Below are 19,254 nucleotides of genomic sequence, written 5' to 3'. Positions count from 1 at the left end.
TTTCCGGGAAACGGGGCACTACTTGAATTCCACGGTTACTTCGAGCGTGTCAATCCCGCGAACCAACTGTATACGGCAACTGTCTCCCTTGCGGTACTTTTGCAGGGCGTTCATGTAATCATAGATATCCCCAACGGTGCGCTCACCGATCTTGATAATCACATCACCCTTCACGATTCCGGCGCGTTCGGCCGGTTTTTCCGGCGTGACGCCGTCGACACCCAGCCCCTTCACCTGCGAGACGAAGTCCGGCATGATCCCGAGGCTGACCGACAGTTGCGGCGGCCGACCGGTGCCGCTCCCCTTGGTGCGCTGGAATGTCAGCGGCCCGTGGTGGTTATCGAAATGGCGCACGATATCCGAAATCAACGTGCTCACCTGGACAATGCCGCGAGTGTCGATCTTTTCGGTATCGTCATCGGGTGTGTGATAGTCCTGGTGCGCGCCGGTGAAGAAGAACAGGCAGGGAATGGAATCGTTGTAGAATGCCGAGTGATCGGAAGGACCCGAACCGGATTCACTGAACACAACCTTGAGGTCCCCCAGGTTTTTCTGGTTAAAGTACTCCTTGAACTCGGCGCAGGTTCCGGTGCCGAGTATGGCCAGCCCTTTTTCTTGTTCGGCGAGACGGCCGATCATATCCATATTGATCATCAGTCGAGCCTTCGAGCGATCAACTGTCCAGTTCCTTACATAATGCCCAGACCCAAGCGTTCCCGCTTCCTCGCCGGAGAAGGCGATAAACAGCAGCGAGTTTTCCAGGCTGTCGCGGCGTGTTCCGAAATATCGCGCCAGTTCCAGAAGCGCCGCGACTCCTGACGCATTATCATCGGCGCCATTGTGGATCATCGGCGTCGCCCCGCGATAGCGTGAGGCCGGTCCGCCCCAGCCGAGATGGTCATAGTGGGCGCCGATTATTTGAACGGTGTCGCTTTTCCCCGGCAACAGTCCCACGACATTGTAGCCGGTATCCGGTACCCGAATCAAATCGGTGACACCCTGTGCGGATTCAATCGCGGGGTTGGCTAAATTCAGGCCCAATCTTTCGAGCGCGACTCGCCGTAGTAAGATGACCGGGACGTTTTTCGGCCGGGCGTGAACGACGCCCGCACTCATCAGGGTATCATCGTGTGTTTCAGGAGTAATGAAGAAGATACCCGCCGCGCCATGGTCAATTGCCGTCGAGATCTTGGCGCTGAAACCGGCGTGCCGATCAAATATTGTATCCGCGGCGGTAGTATCGGACTCCTGTTGAGGAGTGAATCTCCGCACCAGCACGGCTTTACCGTGAACATCTTTGTCTCGGTAGTCGTGATGGCTGGAGTCGTCGGTCACGATTCCGTAGCCGACGTCGACAACCTCAACAAAATCGAAGCTTCCGCTCGCGGAATACTCAAGAGGCTGATAGTCACGGCCGATCTCAAGGGGCTGACCGTTCAACCTGAGAGTATTGTTCGGGCCGAAGTCGATCTTCTTGATAAACTCGAATGCCTGCAGATATGAGCCGTTGTTATCGTGGGGCAGCAGCCCGGCTTGCGCGAAGACGCCTTGGATATACTGCGCCGCTTTCAGTTCGCCTGTCTCGCCGACCTGTCGCCCTTCCATCGAGTCGTCTGCCAGCACAGCGATATGGCGGTGCACAGAATCGGCCGTGATATCATAGGCAGCGTCCGCGGCCCTGGGTCCGATACTCAGCACAAACAACAGCAGAAAACATCGCATTATAGTGTGTCTCCGAGCGAATTAGGTTTCATCATTGAGGATCAATATAGTGCCTTGTCGCTGCAACGTCAGGTGATAAGTTTTGGCAGAACAATGTTGATGTTGGGAAGGTTTAGGCTATATTGGTGCGGTCGGCAACAACAAGCAAACAGGATGGCTATGGATAATACGTATTGCAGCAAGTGCGGCGAGGTTATTGCCCCGGGTGTTCGTTTCTGCTCGGCGTGCGGCACGCCGGTGGCCGGTAGGCCGGCGGCTGCGGTGACACCAAAACCGACGAAATCAACGTGGAATCGCGACGGTCTTATCATGGCCGGCCTCGCCGTAGTAGTTGTTTCGGGCTACTTCATACTCAGAGAGAAGCCGGAACCGCCGCGGGCGGAACGGAGCGCGGCGATGCCCGGACATGAAGACATGCAGGCGGCGCTCTTGGAAAACATGCCGACCGAGTACGAACCGCTCATTCAAATGGGCAACCAGTTTATGGACGATGAGAACTACCCGGTGGCGGCCGAAGCTTACCGTCGGGCGCTGGAGCTCGATCCCGCGTCGCCAGACGTTCGCAGTGACTTTGCGTCGTGCCTGCACGCCATGGGGCTGCCTCACCGGGCGCTGGAGGAGTTCCGCAAGGTCATCTCGACTCATCCGGGCCACGTCATATCATACTTTAACCTCGGAATCGTCTTCCACGGCCAGGGCGACACGGATTCGGCCCGTTACTATTGGGAAAAGTACCTTGCCACGGATCCCCAGGGGCGGGCGACTGATGCGGCGCGGAGCTTCCTCAAAGAACTGGGTCCGTAAATCTTGGCCGCCTTCCTGAACACCTGGGCCGAGGCCACCTGGCAGGTGCTGGTGGACTCGGCGTCCTACTTCATCCTCGGCCTTGTCCTGGCCGGGCTCGTCTGGCTATTCCTCAACGAGAAGAACCTGAATCGACTTCTCGGTCGTAGTCGCCACCAGGCGGTCATCCGTGCCGCGCTGATCGGCGTTCCGTTGCCGCTTTGCTCCTGCTCGGTGCTGCCCGTGGCCGCGCAGCTACGCAACGCCGGCCTCTCGCGCGGCGGGACAGTATCGTTCCTGATAGCTACACCGGAAAGCTCGGTAGATTCGATATTGCTCACCTACTCGCTGACCGATCCACTGATGACAGTCGCTCGACCAGTGGCTGCGTTCCTTACGGCGACCGTGGGCGGGCTGGTCGAGGATTTCTTTGACCGAGAACCGCTGCGTCAGACGTTCGGTGTGGCTGTGCCTCATACCGATGACTGCGCCCATGAATGCAACTGCGAACCGCCACGCCAGGCATCGGGGCATCTTTCCCGGGTCGGAAGCGGTATCAGGTACTCTTTTACGACCCTCATCGGCGATCTGGCGCCATACCTCTTCTGGGGCTATCTGCTTGCCGGGCTGGCCGCGGCTGCGTTTGGATCACCGCTCGGCTTGACTCCGGGGACGGGGTGGTGGCCCTACCTGGCTGCTATCGTAGTCGGAGTACCATTGTACGTCTGCGCGACCTCATCGACCCCACTCGCCGCAGTTCTCCTGGGAGCCGGCTTTCCGCCCGGCGCGATTATGGTCTTTCTGATGGTCGGCCCCGCCACCAATCTGGCGACCATGACAGTGGTAAGGAAGTTGCTGGGCGCCTGGCCGACCGTACGCTATGTCCTCTCGATCGTGGTTGTATCACTGGCGTGCGGGCTAACGTTAGACTGGCTGTACCGCCAGTTCAACATTGATATCGCCTATCGGGCCGCCGGGCACGAGCACGGTGTTCACTGGATTCATTCGGTTGCTGCGCTGTGTCTCGCCGGGCTTGTACTTTGGCATTATGGACGGCAGGTAATCCGGCGCTTCACGCGCTGAGTGATTTTTGTGTTGCCGAGGGTGCGGGGGAGAGGCGATACTGAATTATGTTAACCGAGTTGACGGAACGGTTTCCGCTTCTCAAGGGGCTGCTTGATTTCGTTTACCCGCCGCTCTGTGCCGGTTGCGGCACATACGAGGAGAATCCCGACAGCATTTGCGAAAGCTGCCTCAGGCGAATCGATTGGTGGGACAAATCGCTCGTTCTGACTGATGTCGACTTGCCGCCAGGCGACGAGGATATCGGGGCGCCTAGCGAGTCAATCCCGCTCTTTGCCGCTGGAAGTTATGTCGACCCGCTGCAGCGCATCATTCTGCAGTACAAGTTCCACGGTGCAATCTCTGTGGCGAGCTTGATTGCTCGGAAGGTCGCGGATCGGTTCGGCGAGCCGATTAGAGAACTCGGCCCGACAGTGCTCGTGCCAATACCGCTGCACCCCAGCCGCGAATATCTTCGAGGATACAACCAGGCTTTGATCTTCGCCGATAAGCTGTCCGAACCTCTCGAGTTGCCTGTAGATACCAACCTGTTGGTGCGGGTCAAGAAACGCCGCCCGCAGTCCAAGCTCTCGAAATCTAAACGGGCGGCCAATATCAAATCAGTCTTCGCCTTGTCGCCGTATTTCGACCCCGCAGAACCGCGATCGCAGGTGATCCTTGTCGACGACGTGGTTACATCGGGGCAAACACTGTTCGAGGCCCGGCGAACTTTACGCGATGCCGGTATCACGGTGGCGGGGGCGATTGCCATGGCCCACAAACTCTAGGTGAGGCTGTGAGTTTCGAGGACGCCATAGAGGACTTCATTCAGCACCTGAAGCTGGAGCGGGGTCTCTCCGCCAACAGCCTGGCGGCCTACCGCGCCGATCTTCGAGATCTTTGGACTACCGCCAAACAAGCTGATTACAAAGCTGTTACATCGCAGCAGATAAACCAATACTTTAATCGCTTGGCGGCCAAGGGACGAAAGCCGGCGACTCTGGCTCGCAAGCTCTCCGCGTCCAAGCGCTTTTTTCAATATCTCTGCGCGAAGGATAAGTCGTTGCGCGATCCCACCACCGGTTATCGGGCGCCGCGGATTTCTCGCTACCATCCGGATTATCTCACCGTCGAGGAGATTGAACGCATACTGGACGCCACCAAGCTGGATCCGAAACTGGAGGGTAGGGATCGCGCGGTTATCGAATTGCTCTACGGCTGCGGTCTGAGGATATCGGAGCTGCTCGATTTGAAGGTCGGCGACTTTGAGTTCGAGGCCGGATTCGTCCGCGTAATCGGCAAGGGGAACAAGCAGCGGCTGGTGCCGCTGGGGCGGTTTGCCCGCGAGGCCGTGGAACGGTACCTCGATAGCCCAGGCCGCGCTCGGTTTCTGACCGACTCAGGCCGCTACCTGCTGATCAACCCTAACGGGAAGAGGCTCTCCCGGGTAGGTCTCTGGAAGTCTATTCGCAAGCTCGTGACCAGGGCAGGAATAACCAAGTCGGTCACCCCTCATACGTTTCGCCATTCCTTTGCAACGCATTTGCTTGCCGGAGGGGCCGATCTGCGCACAGTACAAGAAATGTTGGGCCATGCCGATATATCGACTACCGAGATTTACACGCAGATCGATCAAGGATATATCGTTGCCGAACATCGCCGACATCACCCTCGCGAACTGGCAGGTTTTCGCCGAAAGTGACCGCCCGCCTCAGCAGCGGACCACTCATTTCGCCATCCGCCAGACCCGGGTCAATCTCGACTTCTATCTCGGCACGTTTTTCCGCAACCGGAAACTGAAATTCCACTTCTTCCGCACTTTCGACGAACTGGTGACGGTCTGCCATCGTCACCAGGTCAGCGCGATTCTCATTGCCGGCGACGGTGACTTTATCCACGAACTGGAACTGGTGCGGGCGATTAAGAAGAACATCCTGCTGTCAATCGTGCCGGTCATCCTCTACCACCCCGATCCGGACACCAATACCGTGGTGGCGGCCTATGAGAGCGGGGTAGAGGAGTTCATCTACGGCGAGTGGATCAAGAAGCTGGTGCAGGTCCGTATCGAGCGGGTGATCGAGAGGAGCCACCGCGATATCTCCGTGAACCCGTCGACACTGCTGCCCGGCCCGGCGATGATCGAGGAAGAAATCAATCGGCAGATGAAACTGGGCGAGCAGTTCGCGGTCTGCTACGCCGACCTCGACAATTTCAAGGCCTTCAACGACTATCATGGCTATGTCTATGGCGACAAGGTGATCCGTATGACCGGCCGCATCCTGCGCGACGTTGTCTTCGATCTCTGCCGCGAGGGATTTGTCGGGCACATTGCCGGCGACGATTTCATCTGCGTGATGCCGTCGGAGGTGGCTGAGGAAGCCTGCCGGTGGATCATTAAGTGCTTCGACGCTTTCATCCCCTATTGCTATAACGAGGACGACCGCGCTCGCGGCTATTACGAGGCGCGTAATCGACGCGGCCAGATGGAGAGATTCACGCTGCTGTCGATTTCGATCGCCGTTGTCGTAAACCACAATGGAGAGTTCGAGCACATCGGTGAACTGTCCAAGATGCTCGCCGATCTGAAACGCGCCTGCAAAGCGCGTGAGGGTTCGAACTACATGATCGAGCGCCGGAAGAAGTATTGAGAAGACGATGTTGAGCCGGTAGCCCACAGCTTGCTGCGGGTCGTTCGCCCCCCAAACGAGCCTCCTAACTGACATAGTTCGTTCGTGCACAACCTGGCATTGGCGGGAACCCGCCGTTAGAAGGAGGTCGGGTTCCGGAGTGGCCCCGCGTCGCGGGGTCGCGTAGAAACCCGACACTGCGGTATATTCATTGCGAGATCCGAGTGCCAGAATGAAATTCCCACCCGTTGGGTGGGGTACAAGATCACAATGTCGGGTTTCGCGCTCAATGGGTCAATGCGCGGAACCCGACCTACTGGCTCACAATCCTCTCAATCAACTTCGGATCATCAGGCAGCAGCTCAGGCTTCACGAGTCGCGGTACCAACTCACGCCAGATGGGAGCTTTCGCAAATACCTCTTTGAAAATCGGCAGCGAGCGCTCCACCTGGCCGTTGTACGCGAGTGTCACCGCGTGCCAGAACAGAATCTCGACATTGTCGGGGTTGAGCCTCGCCGCCTCGGCATACGCCGTACCGGCATCGTCGAACTTGCCGAGCGTGACCAAGTTATCGCCTTCGTCCATCTTCTGGTACGCGCGCGTCACTTCCAACAGGCGCTTCAGCTCCCTGAGCGGTTCTGCGGAGTCGTCTACGCGGATGTCGACCAACCGATCCTGCCAGGGGAGACCGGTCGGTTTGGCCGCGACCACGATCATCGCCGCCGATTGCTTGCCGCGAATATCGCCGCCTTCAGCCTGGGCCGCCTCGAGCGCGGCCATCATGCGGTCCGCGAGATCGCCTTTGGCGTTCTCAAACGCCTCGGCCATGGCGTCCCACACCGTATTCTTGAGCATCAGATTGGCTTGAACTGAGTAGTTCACGCCAACGCGATGCCCTGCGTCAGCAATACACTTGCTTCCGGTATGCGCCACGACACCGCCGTGGATGTCGATCATCCCAACCTGACGGACTGCCTCGTTAGGATCGCTGGCGAGCAGACCGGCTAATGCCTCCTGAGCCGACTTGCCTGCGCGCATCATCTCGAGACCGAGCAGGCCGTACCTGTAATCTGAGAACGACTGAGTAGCGATTGCGCCTACTCCCGGCTCAGCCCATATGACATTGGCCACCTTGAACCAGTGCGACTGCACCGCCGCCCCAAACTGCCCGGTGGCCGAATCGTAGCAGACGATGGAGTATGTGTGCGAAGGACGCATGGGAATCGCGTCCGACATCTCGCCGGCGGAAGCGGTGGATAGTGCAATAGTAGTTGAAAGCAACATGACTATGGTCCTTGTCATTCTGTATATCTCCGATATTCCATCAAGTCACCCTGAGCCTGTCAAAGGGTGACTTCGCAGCTGTAGGTCGGGACCCGGCGGTCCCGACATGAGTGTCGTCACAGAATACGCATGTCGGAATGACGAGCATTCCGACCTACAGAATGACAATGTCGGGTTTCTCACCTCATTGGTCAATGTTCGGAACCCGACCTACGATTTGTCAATCCCACCGACACAGGTGGCGCTGTAGGTCGGGACCCTTGCGGTCCCGACACAGACTCTGGCCGACACCCGCAAGTCAAAGCCTGTCGGGCAGGGTCGCCCGACAGCACATCACGCCGGGTGCCCCACCGCTTGCGGTGGGTAAAGACTCTGGAGTGATGTGCTGATGCCGCCGAACTCTACTTTTAGACTCACGCTAGCCGACTGTCCCAATCTATTCCCACCCCAAGGGGTGGGGCACCAAGCCCCATCGAATTCACACATCACTGCTCCGCTCCTGCCACATCCGCTTAATCTCATCTTCACCCAACGGTCGACTTTCTTTGACCCGCAGACTGGCCGCCCACTCTTTCGCGAAATCACGCTGCAGATACAAATTGATGCCCGCTGTCACGCACATTGCGGTCAAGGCCCCGAGCGAGGCCAATCCCATGTCTTTGTGGGCGTCCCAGATATCGCCCTGCGTTCCGAGATATGCGACTCCCAAATCTCCGCCGAAAATCGCCGCGGCTACCCACTCGAACAACTCAAACAGCATCGACGTAGACATGGTGACATCCAGCGGTAGAAAGTACCCCCAAAACCCGCGCACCTGGGCGATCCGGTGAAATACTTCCCGGATCGGATAAGCTAGAAGCAATCCATAGGAGAAGTGAATGACACGGTCAAAGTTGTTACGGTCCCAGCCGACAAGCGAATTGAAAGTCCGGTCGAAGACTGCTTCGAACCAGCGGTCATAGGGGACCTCTGCATAGGTGTAGTGCGCCCCGACCTCGTGCAGACAGAGAAATATGAACAGCAGCGTATAGGAGAGGCGGGAGAGGGGGAACTTCCGGGCGGTCAAGACCAGATAGGCAACCGTGATCACCGCGAGCAAGTTTTCGAGGGCCCAATCCTTGCGGTCGTGCGGGCTGATGGCCAGAAAGAGCCACCAGAGGGCGAAGATGAAGCCCAGAATCAAGGCGTACCTCTTATGATCTATGGGCGTCTTTTCCATTGACCTAACGCCAAACAAATAAATAACTTACCCCCACGCAACCAGAATCAAAAGCGACCGTATTAACCTTGAATAAACTCCCGAACCGCCGGTATGACCAGTAAGAAAGAAGTTGATTCGATGAACTCCGATTCCGCTCTGGTTATGAGTATCGGGACTGGTGACAAGTCGGCCTTTAGGGTATTGGTGGAACGGCACAAGAAAACCGCTTACGGCATGGCGCTCGGATTAGTGGGCAATCGCGACGACGCCTTTGATATCAGCCAGGAGGCTTTTCTCAGGGTGTATCGCTCGGCGAAGAGTTTCGACCAGCGCCAGCCGTTTCTTCCCTGGTTCTACACGATTATCGCGAATCTCAGCCGCACCTGGCTGAGACGGCGCTCGTCGCGCGACCATCGGATGGTCGATATCGACGAGGCCTCGACGTTTCTGGTCAGCGATGACAACCCCGAAGAGGCGGTGATCCGCGATCAGCAGATCGCCAGGCTTCGGCAGGCACTGCAGAAGCTCTCGTTCGAGGACCGCGAGATTATCGTGCTTCAGCACTTTCGCAATATGTCGTACGACGAGATTGCGAAGCTGCTGGAGATTCCCCGCGGAACGGTCATGTCCCGGCTCTATTATGCGCGGAAACGGTTAGCCAAGCTGATGGGGCCAAACGATGGATGAGAAATATCGTGAACTGCTGGCAGGGTATGTCGACGGCGAGCTGACCGATCTCGAGAAGCTCGACTTCGAGCGCGAACTGTCCCATTCCGCCGAACTCCGCGCCGAACTGCACGAGTTCATGCAACTGAAAGAGGTGACGAACACCATGCGCTACGCTGATATCCCGGACGCGGTCTGGGAGTCGTACTGGGAGTCGCTCTACAAGAAAACCGAGCGGGGGATGGGCTGGATTCTCTTTTCGGTTGGAGCGATTCTGGTCATTGCCTTTGGCCTGTACCAGGCGTTTAATCAACTGTTTACCGATCCTGACGCTCCGCTGTGGCTTCAGGTCGGGTTGCCGATGGCGACGCTGGGTATGGCGATCTTGTTAGTGTCGTTCATCCGTGAGCGGCTGTTTGCCTGGAAACGTGAGCGGTACTCGGAGGTGGAGAAGTGATACTGGCTACTACGGAGACAATAGCCCACAAGAAAACCATCAAAACCTTGGGTTTGGTGAAGGGCAATACAATTCGGGCGCGACATATTGGACGTGACATCGCCGCGCTCTTTCGCCATATGGTTGGCGGCGAGATTACGGACTACACCAAGATGATGGCTGAGTCGAGGGAGCAGGCGATCGACCGGATGATTGAGGAAGCCCGGAAGCTGGGAGCGAACGCGGTGATTGCGTGTCGCTTCTCGACTTCTGAGATGATGCAGGGTGCTGCGGAGATTATTGTTTACGGCACCGCCGTGGTGGTGGAGGGGGAGTAGAGGGAAAGCTCCATTTGTGAGCAACGGCAGGAGCGCAGGGCTCCTGCCCTACGAAATAGAAAACAGGATTGAATATGACCAAAAAACTCTACCGCTCGCGAACCAACAAAATGATCGGCGGCGTGTGCGGCGGGCTCGGCGACTTCTTCGAACTCGACCCCACCCTCATCCGTCTCGGCGCCGTCCTGCTGGTGCTGGCCGCCGGCGCGGGGATACTGGCGTACATCATTGCGTGGATTATCGTCCCGCTGGAGCCGTAGTCCTGTAGGGCGGGTTTGCATCAAGCCCGCCTTCGATGGCAGAACCGCCAAGGGGTTCCGCCCTTCGTCCGCTTCATCGTTGGCAAGATGTCGGGTTTCTCACTCCATTGGTCAATGTTCGGAACCCGACCTACAACTCTCGAAACCAGTTGCCAATTGATTCCCAGGCGCGTAGCTTTCGCTATGATAACGAATCGCTCTTTTGTAGGAGATCCGCCCGATGCGCGTTCCGTCTAGCGTCTTCTTGGTTCTTACGTTTATCGTAACGGTTCTAACTGTAGGCACTGCCTCAAGTGCTACGGTCGTGACTTTCGAAACACACAACCTTCGTGTCAGCCTCGATGTACCGTCCCAGCAGGCGACTATGTTGGACTCCGGCATGGCCGCGTTTGGCGAGGGCTGGAACCTTCTGTACGTGAATGCCGGTGCGAAGATCGACAAGTTCACGGTCGATGGCGCACCGGTAGACTATCATGTCCTCGCTGCAGCGGATACTTCGCAGCTTCCTGCCGACATCAAGGCCGGTTTGCCTGATCTCGATCTTGCAAACGAGCCGCTGCTGGTGTTTTTCGAATCGCCCAAAGCGGCATCGGTACCGTTTGTGATGGCTTATGTCGCGATTTTTGCCGATCCAGTCGAAAACGTCCAGTTCTCTCGTGAGAAAGTCGGCAACGAGGTGCGCGGTACGATTGGCGAACAGGGCGCCTATCTCAGCCCGGCATCGTTCTTCTATCCCAGCGGGAGCGAGAATTTGCTAGAATTCGTAGTAACGATCGACATACCCGGCGAGTGGCTGTCGGTCTCTGACGGCAACCCGATGTCATCCTTTCTCAACGGCAATCGACGTTTAGAGACGTTCGAAAACCCGTATGTTGTCGATGGGCTGACGGTCATGGCCGCGCCCTATATCGCGACGGTCCAAACCGAAGGTGACGTAGAAGTTGCCGCGTACTTCTTTGAAGCCGATACCGCGTTGGCGGCAGGGTATGTCGAGGCGGCGGCCAAATATCTCAGAATGTATTCCGAGCTGATCGGCCCGTATCCGTACAAGCGGTTCACGATCGCGGAGAACTTCTTTCCCACCGGCTACGGTTTCCCCGGCTGGACGCTTCTCGGTCAGCAGGTGCTGAGGCTGCCGTTTATCAAGAGTACATCGCTCGGCCACGAAGTACTTCACAACTGGTGGGGCAACAGCGTCTACGTGGATTACGACAAGGGCAACTGGTGCGAGGGACTGACTGTCTATGGCGCGGACTACCGCTACAAGCTGATGGAATCGCCGATTGCGGCGCGCGACTACCGCAAGGACATTCTCAAGGAGTACGCGAGCTACGTGAACAGCGGGAACGATTTCCCGATACGCAAGTTCACCTCCCGCACGAGTGCCGAGACGCGCACGATTGGTTACAACAAGACCATGATGATGTTCCATATGATCGAAGAGCGTATAGGTACGCAGGCGTTTTTCGATGCCTGGAAACTGGTTTACAGCCATTACATAGCGAAGCAGGTTTCCTGGGAGGATTGGGTTGTAGCGTTTGAGCAGACTGGCGGCGCGGATCTGTCATGGGTGATTCCGGAGTGGATCGACCGGGCCGGCGCGCCTACTTTGATGTTAGGTGCGGTGCAGAAGGCCGCTGCAAGTGGTCAGACAAGGGTAACTTTGGATCTGCGTCAGGACCCGGATCGGACTTTCAACATGCGGGTCCCCGTGCGGTTTATCGGCGAAGTTGCAGTCATTGACACGTTTATCGTGTTCAATGGGCCAGGCGGAGAATACGAATTTGCGTTGTCGGCGGACGTACACACCGTCGAGATAGACCCCGACTATCATCTGTTCCGAAGACTCTACCCGGGCGAGATTGAACCGATCATATCAGGCGTGATGGGTACGCCGCGCAAGCGGATTGTTGCCCCCGCCCTTGAAGAAGTGGGCCGTTCGTTGTATCAGTCGTTTGGAAACAGCTTAACCGAAGAGGAAAACCCTGTTGAATCACGAGCTGTCTTGGACGAGTCTGCCAAGGATTTTGCACCGATTGTGTTGAATCCCTCGGAGCTGCCGGTTGAGCTTGCTGCTGCTATGACTGTGACAGACAGCACTCTGATAATCAACGGCACTTCGTACCCGCGGGCAGGGCATACGTTCGTGATGGCGGGAAGTAACTGGAACGGTTTCGAGAAGTACATGATCGTTCTGAGCGACGACTTTCAATCGTTGCCGCGAATCGGCCAGTTAGTGCCGCATTACGGGAAGTACTCGTACCTGGTGTTCGACGGGCCCAGGAATGTTGGCAAAGGCCAGTGGCCGGCGGTAAGTTCGCCGCTGAGAAAGGAATTGTAGGGCGGGTCTGCTTCAAACCCGCCGCTGTCCAGAGAGACGAAGTCGAAACCGCAGGGGTTTCGACCTACGTGGTTCACCCGCAAAGCACCGCGCCGCCGTTGACGTTGAGTATCTCGCCAGTGATAAACGTCGCGAGGTCAGAAGCAAGAAAAAGTATCGGCCCGGCTAACTCCTCGGCGGTGCCGGCGCGTCCCATCGGTATCTTGCTCAAGATATCAGCCCGCTCCGGGCCAATCAATGCAGCATGAGACATGTCCGTGTCAACCCACCCCGGAGCGACACAGTTGACCCGGATGTTGTATTGAACCAGCTCTGGCGCGAGCGATTTGGTCAGGCTGATAATCGCGCCCTTGGTGGCTGCATACGGTGAATGAAACGCCTCGCCGCGCTGGCCGGCAGTCGACGACAACAAGATGATATTGCCAGAACGTTGCTTCTTCATTTGCGGCACAGTTGCCATGATCGGATAGAAAGTGCCCAGGATGTTGACGTCGAGAGTCCGGCGCAGGCGCTCGTCATCTATATCGTCAATCGCATCGTATTCCCATATACCCGCATTGCAGACTAATACGTCAATTCGGCCGAAATCAGTTATCGCACGAGTGACCATCGCATCCACCTCAGATCGGACGGCCACATCAGCCTTCGCGAGCATCGCCCTCACGCCATGGGCGATACACTCACGCTGCACCGCCCACGCGGCGGCTTCGTCCACACGATAGTTGATGACCACATGGCTGTTTGCGCGGGCAAACATGACCGCGATCGCCGCGCCGATTCCGCGCGATGCGCCGGTGATTAGCGTGACTTTGTCTTTGAGTGAGATCATACTTGACAACACTCCTTACGATTCGCGCGCGTCTGTTGCGTCAGGTGTTGAGCACGACCCGGTCCCGCGATGCGGACCGGGACGGGCGGTGACCTGGCGCCGTCAACCGGGTCGTTTCGCAAGCGTCAGTTCACGCCCCTTTTGCCTTGTCCATTCAGCAAGGCAAAAGGGGCAAGAACTGACGCAACTAATGCCCGGTAGGCCGAGTTAATTGCCATCCCGATATTGTGTCGAGACAATAAGGGTCCCGACTCAAGATACAAATTGCTGTCGGGTTTCCCACACGAATGGTCGATGTTTGGAACCCGACCTACGATCCAACTGTCGGGTTTCTCACACAAGTGGTCAACGTTCGGAACCCGACCTACCATTGCTAATTCCTATCAAAGGCCCTTCGGCTTCAAATTCTCCTTTGAGAACGCCTGCTCAATCTTCGGATCGGTGAAGATCCCGTCTTTGCGTACCAGTTTGCCGTCGAACCAGAGCTCGCCGCCGCCATAGTCCTTGCGCTGAATCAGCACCAGGTCCCAGTGAATGGCTGACTGGTTGCCGTTGTACGCCTCGTCGTAGCACTGGCCGGGCGTGAAGTGTATCGACCCGGCGATCTTCTCGTCGAACAGAGTATCCTTCATCGGTTTCAGTATGAACGGATTCACGCCGATGGCGAATTCGCCCACGTATCGGGCGCCCTCGTCGGTGTCAAATATCTTGTTCATCTTGGCGACATCACCTTCGCACGATACTTTGACAATCCTGCCCCTCTCAAACGTGAGGGCAATGTTGTTGTAAACAACGCCTTGATACAAAGTCGGCGTGTTGTATGTGATCGTCCCGTTCACGGAATCGCGAACCGGAGCGGAATACACCTCACCGTCGGGGATATTGCGACGGCCGTCGCACTTGACCACCGGTATTCCCTTGAGAGAGAAAGTAAGATCGGTGCCGGGGCCTTTGATTTGGACCTTGTCGGTGGCGTCGACCAGCTTTACCAGATCATCCATGGCGCGCGACATTTGGGCGTAGTCCGCGCAGCAGACGTCGAAATAGAAGTCCTCGAACGCCTCCTGCGAAGTCTCAGCCAGTTGGGCCATGGCGTTGTTGGGGTAGCGGAGCACCACCCATCGGGTCCGCTTAACTCGTTCCTCGAGATGCACCGGCTTGTAGAAGACCGAGTTCCAGAGGTCCATCTGGCCCTGGGGAATATCGGCCAGATCAAATGGATTATCCGATCCGCGCAAGCCGATATAGGCATCGGCTCGTTTCATCAGTTCCAGATGCAATTCGGCCTGTGTCTGATGCTGCTCCTTTGTTGCCTTGCCTACCCATTGCCTAAGCAGGGATTCATCGTTGTAAAACCAGAATGGCACCGCGCCGCGCTCGGTGGCCAGCTGAACGATCTGTTTGCCGAGTTCGAGGGTTTCCTTGCCTTTAATCTCGAGATAGAGAATTTCGCCCTTTGCCAGCTTAGTCGAGTAGTCCAGCAGTTGCCGGGCGAGGATTTCGTTCCGTTTGTCCTTCATTGTCTGTACCTCACGATTCGTTCCAGAGTAAACTGGGAAGCAAGATAGGGGATGGGGCCGGGCTTGGCAACCTGCTATCATAAACTGGGTGGTGTGAACCAACGCCGGTGTGGCTTGTTACAGACACCATGACATTCGGCAAAGTGTATATCGGCACGGCCGGCTTCAGTTATCGTGACTGGCTGGGGAATTTCTATCCTCAATTTTGTCCGCAGGCCGATTTTCTCCGCTGCTACGCCATGACTTTCAGCACTGTCGAACTCGACTCCACGTTCTATCGCATACCCACTCGTCAGATACTCGACAAGTGGGCGCAGACTACACCGCCGGGCTTCCGTTTTGCCGCCAAGTTTCCTCGGACGGTCACTCACGACGGAGACTTGCGCACCCGGCTGGAAGAGGCCGGGAAGTTTCTCTCTGTGATGGAAACTCTTGGCGAGAAGCTGGGGCCGCTGCTTCTCCAGTTTCCGGCGTCTTTCCGGGCCAACCGGAAGGCAGATCTTCAGGAAATGCTGGCGGTTGTCCCTAAGAGCGTCAAGCTGGCGGTTGAATTCCGGGACCGGGGTTGGTTCACCGAGGAGACCGCCGCCCTGCTGAGAGAGCGAGGAGTCGGTCTCTGCCTTACCGAGTATCCCGGGGTACCGAGGTTGGTGACCCGAACGGCCGGCTTTGTATATTTTCGCTTCGTGGGCGACCGCGACGAGATCACCGATGATTTCAGCCATGTCCGCCTGGGGCGCTCCGAGGAGCTGGCCTACTGGGCTGACCTCGCCGAGCGGTTTGCCGGTGAAAACGCCGATGTTTACGCCTATTTCAACAACCATTTCTCCGGCCATGCACCGTCGACCGCTCTGCAGTTTCGCGAGCGACTGAGATGATTTGTCCTCAGTCGGGTGCTCGACAATTATCATGGGGCAGGGCCGGGCTGTTCATGATCTGAACATACCCCGGCATCCCAAATCTGTCTCGCCTCAACCTGGTTTGACCGGACTCCGATATTAGATTCAAGGACTCTGGGGACGATCCGTGGCGATGACCGGGTGGTCTGGGAGGTTTGCGAAGGGGGAGGCTGCGGCATGACCTTGGTCCTGAGCGGAGACAGCAGAGGCAAAAGGGAGAACCGTTTATCATTAGGGGATACGAACAATGCAGAAAGTCAGTACAACCAATCAACCCGGCGCCGGTTCGGCAACTTCGGACGAGCTGCAACTGGTCTCGTTCAACATCGGGACCGAGGAATTCGGCGTCGACATTCTCAAAGTTCAGGAAATCAATCGGATGGTGGAGATCACTCGCGTTCCTCAGGCGCCGCATTACATCGAGGGCGTCATTAACCTGCGCGGGAAAGTCATCCCGATTGTCGACCTGAGAAAACGCTTCAACCTGGAACTCAAAGAACACGACAAGAACACCCGGATTGTGGTGGTCGACATCGGCGGCACCATCATGGGTATGATTGTCGATTCGGTGTCCGAAGTGCTTCGACTGCCGGCCGACACTATCGAGCCGCCGCCGGATATAGTGACCGGCGTAAACTCCGAATACATCAGAGGGGTCGCCAAGCTGGACGACCGGCTGCTGATCTTCCTCGACCTCTCCAAAGTTATCGATATGGCCGAGGTTGCCGCCGTAAACTGAGATTCCAACCGTGTGGATAAATGGGGTCGGCCGCTGGCCGACCCTTTTGTTGTTGTCCCCTCGCAATTTGACACCTGCGGCAGGTTCAGGTAGATTCACAACGTGAGTTGCCCCCGGAAAATTGTGTTTCTATGTACCACTGTTGGCCGAGGCCACCCGTTCTATCTTCGTGGCATCGCCGAAGCAGTAAAACCGCTCCCTGAGCCGCCTGAAGTAGAACTGCACGATGTATTCGCGAGCAGTAGCGGCTTTTCTCACACCGCCTGGCGCCTAATCCGGTGGCTTTACCTGCATGGCTCATCGGGAGGAGTGGTGGGTACGGTTTATTCTCGACTCCGTCGGGGCGAGCGTTTCCCTTTTCGGTCGGCGGCTTTGGCGATCCTGGGGCATGACTTGCGCAGGCGATTTGGGACCGGCGATGATACCTTCGTTGTCTCCCACCCGCTGCTAGTTGAATTGATGCGCGGGCGGAGGAACCTCGTCTACCAACACGGCGAACTGGTAGCGCCCAAGGAAACACTGGTCACGGGGGCTTCCACCGTCATCGTACCGACACAAGAAGTTGCCGATACGTTTCTTTCCGCAGGATACAAACGGGATCAGATCTTTGTATCGGGGTTGTGTATCGAGTCGGAGTTGGCCAGGCTGGCAGCAGATTCGTATCAGTTCCGGCAGGCACGCTTTCACCAGCGCGCCGGATTGACCGGCCTTTTCTTCTCGTCCAGAGCGGAACCGCGGCAACACATCGAACTGCTCGTTTCGAGTATCGCCTCATGCCGCCGCGCCGGTATAAGCGCGCTCGTGCTCGTGCGGAAAAATGGGCGGCTGGCACGAGAGTTTTTGTCCTCCGCACAAAGTCAGGGCATCACTTATAGTATCGTAGAGCCAGTTTCGGCAGGCAGTGATAGTACCGATCGGTGCCAACTCGGCCAGTACGAAGACCAGGCAGGGGAAGACACAATTGTCGCTCGTTGGTTCCTCCGTATTGATTTCATAGTTGGACCGCCGCACGAGCGCACCAATTGGGCGGTCGGGCTTGGCCTGCCTATGTTCGTCCTGACACCGCCAATCGGCCCGTTCGCGCCGATGAATCTCCGGCTTCTGGAGTCCTCCGGCGTGGGGCTGGCTATCCGTGACGCCGGCTCCGCCGCGGGCTTAGGCCCGACGATTCTCGCCTTGAACCAGACGGGGAAGCTGGCGGAAATGGCCACCCGCGGCTGGGGGAAGTACCAACTCGATGGCTTCGACAGGATCGCCCGGTTTCTGGTGCAGCATAATCGACATTGATATTGGTGCGCGACGAGGGTGTAGATATATTCTGTGGGACATGTTTGCCCGACCACTTGCATACGTCCGCCAGTTCGAGAGCAACCTCTGGATACTTTGTATCGGCTGGTTTGTGGGGGCTCTTGGATTTGCGGCAGCTATTCCATTCTTGTCGATTTACTTCCACGACCATCTCAAAATGTCGGTAACCGAGATCGGCCTGTTTTTCGGCGCCATGGCGGTGGTGCGGGCCGGTTTCCAGTTGGTCGGGGGAGAGGTTTCCGACAGAATGAGCCGCAAGACACTGTTGGTCTACGCCCAAATACTGCGGGCGGTTTCGTTCGTGCTGCTGGGGCTGGCAATCGACTACGATATGGGCTTCTGGCCGATTGCGATCTTCATGACGATGAATTCGACTTTTGGAGCGATTTACTTTCCCGCCCAACATGCCCTGGTGTCCGACATTCTCACCCGCGCGCAGCGGCTCGACGGTTACGCCCTTACGCGATCCGCCGGCAATCTGGGTTGGGCGGCAGGGCCGGCTATCGGCGGCTTCATGGCACACAGCTCATACGCAGGCCTATTCTATATCGCGGCCGCGATACTGTTTACCTCCGGGCTCATCTTTCTGTTTTGGTTCCGAGCGCCGAATCAGGTTCAGCGCCGCGAGGAGTTCACTATAGCCGATCTGGTAGCCCTCAAAAACGACCGCCGCCTGACCATACACTGTCTTCTGTCACTTGCCCTGTATCTTGTCGTGGCGCAGTTGATGGCGCCGTTCTCGGTCTACGCCGTCCAGGTAACCGGGCTCAGCGAGATTCAACTAGGCTACCTGTACACCGTCAACGGCCTGCTGGTGGGGCTGGCGCAGATCATGGTCACACGCATGCTGGGCAACACTCGCTTCACCAGTCAGCTCGCGTTGGGCGCGGTTTTCTACTTTATCGGCTATGGCGTCCTCGGGTTCTCAACTCACTATGCGTTCATGATAGGCGCCATTGCAGTGGTAACCAGCGGCGAGATGATTATGTCTCCTCCCACCCTGACCCTGACCTCACGTCTGGCGCCGCCCGACCAGATCGGCCGCTACATGGGCATATACACGTTCTTCATGACCCTGGGCTGGTCGCTGGGACCGCTCTACGGCGGCTGGTTTCTTGATTCGTTTGCAGGGAATTACGTCCTGGCGTGGATTATGATCGCCTCACTGGCGCTGGTAGCGTCGGTCGGGTTTCTCTGGTTCGGCCGGCGGCTTGACCCCTCCTTGAATCGATAATCGC

Annotated in this window: 20 protein-coding genes; 14 read left to right on the top strand and 6 right to left on the bottom strand. The window is 57.2% G+C overall.

Annotated features, from left to right (window positions below; translation table 11 throughout):
- Positions 1-18 precede the first annotated feature (18 nt).
- Positions 19-1,722 carry a M28 family peptidase gene (locus AB1772_06890; GenBank protein MEW5796073.1) on the bottom strand — a complete coding sequence of 568 codons (1,704 nt, stop codon included), beginning with the start codon at positions 1,720-1,722 and terminating at the stop codon, positions 19-21.
- 159 nt (positions 1,723-1,881) lie between these two features.
- Here AB1772_06890 and AB1772_06885 point away from each other — a divergent pair, with 159 nt between their 5' ends.
- The 5 genes from AB1772_06885 to AB1772_06865 are packed head-to-tail and all read left to right on the top strand — an operon-like array spanning position 1,882 to position 6,215.
- Positions 1,882-2,526: a tetratricopeptide repeat protein gene (locus AB1772_06885; GenBank protein MEW5796072.1), complete on the top strand. Its 645-nt coding sequence runs from the start codon at positions 1,882-1,884 to the stop codon at positions 2,524-2,526.
- A 3-nt stretch (positions 2,527-2,529) separates the two neighbouring features.
- A complete protein-coding gene (locus AB1772_06880; protein MEW5796071.1) occupies positions 2,530-3,588 on the top strand; it encodes an SO_0444 family Cu/Zn efflux transporter in 1,059 nt (352 codons plus the stop codon).
- A 47-nt stretch (positions 3,589-3,635) separates the two neighbouring features.
- On the top strand, positions 3,636-4,355 hold the full coding sequence (locus AB1772_06875; GenBank protein ID MEW5796070.1) for a ComF family protein: 720 nt from the start codon (positions 3,636-3,638) through the stop codon (positions 4,353-4,355).
- An 8-nt stretch (positions 4,356-4,363) separates the two neighbouring features.
- On the top strand, positions 4,364-5,269 hold the full coding sequence (gene xerA, locus AB1772_06870; protein MEW5796069.1) for a site-specific tyrosine recombinase/integron integrase: 906 nt from the start codon (positions 4,364-4,366) through the stop codon (positions 5,267-5,269).
- Entirely contained in the window at positions 5,214-6,215 is a 1,002-nt protein-coding gene (locus tag AB1772_06865) for a GGDEF domain-containing protein (protein MEW5796068.1), read from the top strand. Before xerA ends, AB1772_06865 begins: the two co-directional genes overlap by 56 nt.
- A 292-nt stretch (positions 6,216-6,507) precedes the next feature.
- Here the strand turns inward: AB1772_06865 and AB1772_06860 are convergent, their stop codons facing one another.
- On the bottom strand, positions 6,508-7,497 hold the full coding sequence (locus AB1772_06860; protein MEW5796067.1) for a DUF1028 domain-containing protein: 990 nt from the start codon (positions 7,495-7,497) through the stop codon (positions 6,508-6,510).
- Positions 7,498-7,957: 460 nt separating this feature from the next.
- Complete coding sequence (locus AB1772_06855) at positions 7,958-8,698, bottom strand: DUF2238 domain-containing protein (GenBank protein ID MEW5796066.1); 741 nt, start codon at positions 8,696-8,698, stop codon at positions 7,958-7,960.
- Positions 8,699-8,791: 93 nt separating this feature from the next.
- Between AB1772_06855 and AB1772_06850 the strand changes: the two genes are divergently transcribed.
- From AB1772_06850 to AB1772_06830, 5 genes are all read left to right on the top strand, one after another.
- On the top strand, positions 8,792-9,367 hold the full coding sequence (locus AB1772_06850) for an RNA polymerase sigma factor (GenBank protein ID MEW5796065.1): 576 nt from the start codon (positions 8,792-8,794) through the stop codon (positions 9,365-9,367).
- On the top strand, positions 9,360-9,803 hold the full coding sequence (locus tag AB1772_06845; protein MEW5796064.1) for a hypothetical protein: 444 nt from the start codon (positions 9,360-9,362) through the stop codon (positions 9,801-9,803). The genes AB1772_06850 and AB1772_06845 overlap by 8 nt, the downstream gene beginning before the upstream one ends.
- Positions 9,800-10,120: a YbjQ family protein gene (locus AB1772_06840; GenBank protein MEW5796063.1), complete on the top strand. Its 321-nt coding sequence runs from the start codon at positions 9,800-9,802 to the stop codon at positions 10,118-10,120. Before AB1772_06845 ends, AB1772_06840 begins: the two co-directional genes overlap by 4 nt.
- 74 nt (positions 10,121-10,194) lie before the next feature.
- A complete protein-coding gene (locus AB1772_06835) occupies positions 10,195-10,380 on the top strand; it encodes a PspC domain-containing protein (protein ID MEW5796062.1) in 186 nt (61 codons plus the stop codon).
- Positions 10,381-10,600: 220 nt separating this feature from the next.
- Positions 10,601-12,721, top strand: coding sequence for a M1 family aminopeptidase (locus tag AB1772_06830; GenBank protein ID MEW5796061.1), 2,121 nt, complete (start codon positions 10,601-10,603; stop codon positions 12,719-12,721).
- Between the two features lie 73 nt (positions 12,722-12,794).
- On the opposite strand, the gene AB1772_06825 is transcribed toward AB1772_06830, so the two are convergent.
- A complete protein-coding gene (locus tag AB1772_06825) occupies positions 12,795-13,550 on the bottom strand; it encodes an SDR family NAD(P)-dependent oxidoreductase (GenBank protein MEW5796060.1) in 756 nt (251 codons plus the stop codon).
- 383 nt (positions 13,551-13,933) lie between these two features.
- Positions 13,934-15,070 carry an aminopeptidase gene (locus AB1772_06820; protein ID MEW5796059.1) on the bottom strand — a complete coding sequence of 379 codons (1,137 nt, stop codon included), beginning with the start codon at positions 15,068-15,070 and terminating at the stop codon, positions 13,934-13,936.
- 128 nt (positions 15,071-15,198) lie between these two features.
- On the opposite strand from AB1772_06820, the gene AB1772_06815 reads away from it, so the two are divergent.
- The gene (locus AB1772_06815) at positions 15,199-15,948 is read left to right on the top strand and encodes a DUF72 domain-containing protein (GenBank protein MEW5796058.1); all 750 of its coding nucleotides are present in this window, start codon (positions 15,199-15,201) and stop codon (positions 15,946-15,948) included.
- Positions 15,949-16,216: 268 nt separating this feature from the next.
- Positions 16,217-16,708, top strand: a complete 492-nt coding sequence (locus tag AB1772_06810; protein MEW5796057.1) for a chemotaxis protein CheW — start codon at positions 16,217-16,219, stop codon at positions 16,706-16,708.
- A gap of 129 nt (positions 16,709-16,837) precedes the next feature.
- Here AB1772_06810 and AB1772_06805 read toward each other — a convergent pair whose 3' ends face one another.
- Positions 16,838-16,966 (bottom strand): hypothetical protein, encoded by a 129-nt coding sequence (locus AB1772_06805; GenBank protein ID MEW5796056.1) that lies wholly within the window; start codon positions 16,964-16,966, stop codon positions 16,838-16,840.
- 201 nt (positions 16,967-17,167) lie between these two features.
- On the opposite strand from AB1772_06805, the gene AB1772_06800 reads away from it, so the two are divergent.
- Positions 17,168-17,995, top strand: coding sequence for a hypothetical protein (locus AB1772_06800; GenBank protein MEW5796055.1), 828 nt, complete (start codon positions 17,168-17,170; stop codon positions 17,993-17,995).
- Complete coding sequence (locus AB1772_06795; protein MEW5796054.1) at positions 17,946-19,250, top strand: MFS transporter; 1,305 nt, start codon at positions 17,946-17,948, stop codon at positions 19,248-19,250. The genes AB1772_06800 and AB1772_06795 overlap by 50 nt, the downstream gene beginning before the upstream one ends.
- The last annotated feature ends 4 nt before the right edge of the window (positions 19,251-19,254 follow it).

It is taken from the genome of Candidatus Zixiibacteriota bacterium, from assembly GCA_040752815.1.
GTDB lineage: Bacteria > Zixibacteria > MSB-5A5 > GN15 > FEB-12 > JAGGTI01.
This window is presented reverse-complemented; position numbering and strand designations above follow the sequence as displayed.

Excerpts from the sequence above, each read along its gene's own strand:
- AB1772_06890 (MEW5796073.1), bottom strand. The coding sequence starts at position 1,722 with ATGCGATGTTTTCTGCTGTTGTTTGTGCTGAGTATCGGACCCAGGGCC.
- AB1772_06885 (MEW5796072.1), top strand. The coding sequence starts at position 1,882 with ATGGATAATACGTATTGCAGCAAGTGCGGCGAGGTTATTGCCCCGGGT.
- AB1772_06875 (MEW5796070.1), top strand. The coding sequence starts at position 3,636 with ATGTTAACCGAGTTGACGGAACGGTTTCCGCTTCTCAAGGGGCTGCTT.
- AB1772_06860 (MEW5796067.1), bottom strand. The coding sequence starts at position 7,497 with ATGACAAGGACCATAGTCATGTTGCTTTCAACTACTATTGCACTATCC.
- AB1772_06855 (MEW5796066.1), bottom strand. The coding sequence starts at position 8,698 with ATGGAAAAGACGCCCATAGATCATAAGAGGTACGCCTTGATTCTGGGC.
- AB1772_06850 (MEW5796065.1), top strand. The coding sequence starts at position 8,792 with ATGACCAGTAAGAAAGAAGTTGATTCGATGAACTCCGATTCCGCTCTG.
- AB1772_06845 (MEW5796064.1), top strand. The coding sequence starts at position 9,360 with ATGGATGAGAAATATCGTGAACTGCTGGCAGGGTATGTCGACGGCGAG.
- AB1772_06835 (MEW5796062.1), top strand. The coding sequence starts at position 10,195 with ATGACCAAAAAACTCTACCGCTCGCGAACCAACAAAATGATCGGCGGC.
- AB1772_06830 (MEW5796061.1), top strand. The coding sequence starts at position 10,601 with ATGCGCGTTCCGTCTAGCGTCTTCTTGGTTCTTACGTTTATCGTAACG.
- AB1772_06825 (MEW5796060.1), bottom strand. The coding sequence starts at position 13,550 with ATGATCTCACTCAAAGACAAAGTCACGCTAATCACCGGCGCATCGCGC.
- AB1772_06820 (MEW5796059.1), bottom strand. The coding sequence starts at position 15,070 with ATGAAGGACAAACGGAACGAAATCCTCGCCCGGCAACTGCTGGACTAC.
- AB1772_06815 (MEW5796058.1), top strand. The coding sequence starts at position 15,199 with ATGACATTCGGCAAAGTGTATATCGGCACGGCCGGCTTCAGTTATCGT.
- AB1772_06810 (MEW5796057.1), top strand. The coding sequence starts at position 16,217 with ATGCAGAAAGTCAGTACAACCAATCAACCCGGCGCCGGTTCGGCAACT.
- AB1772_06800 (MEW5796055.1), top strand. The coding sequence starts at position 17,168 with ATGCGCGGGCGGAGGAACCTCGTCTACCAACACGGCGAACTGGTAGCG.
- AB1772_06795 (MEW5796054.1), top strand. The coding sequence starts at position 17,946 with ATGGCTTCGACAGGATCGCCCGGTTTCTGGTGCAGCATAATCGACATT.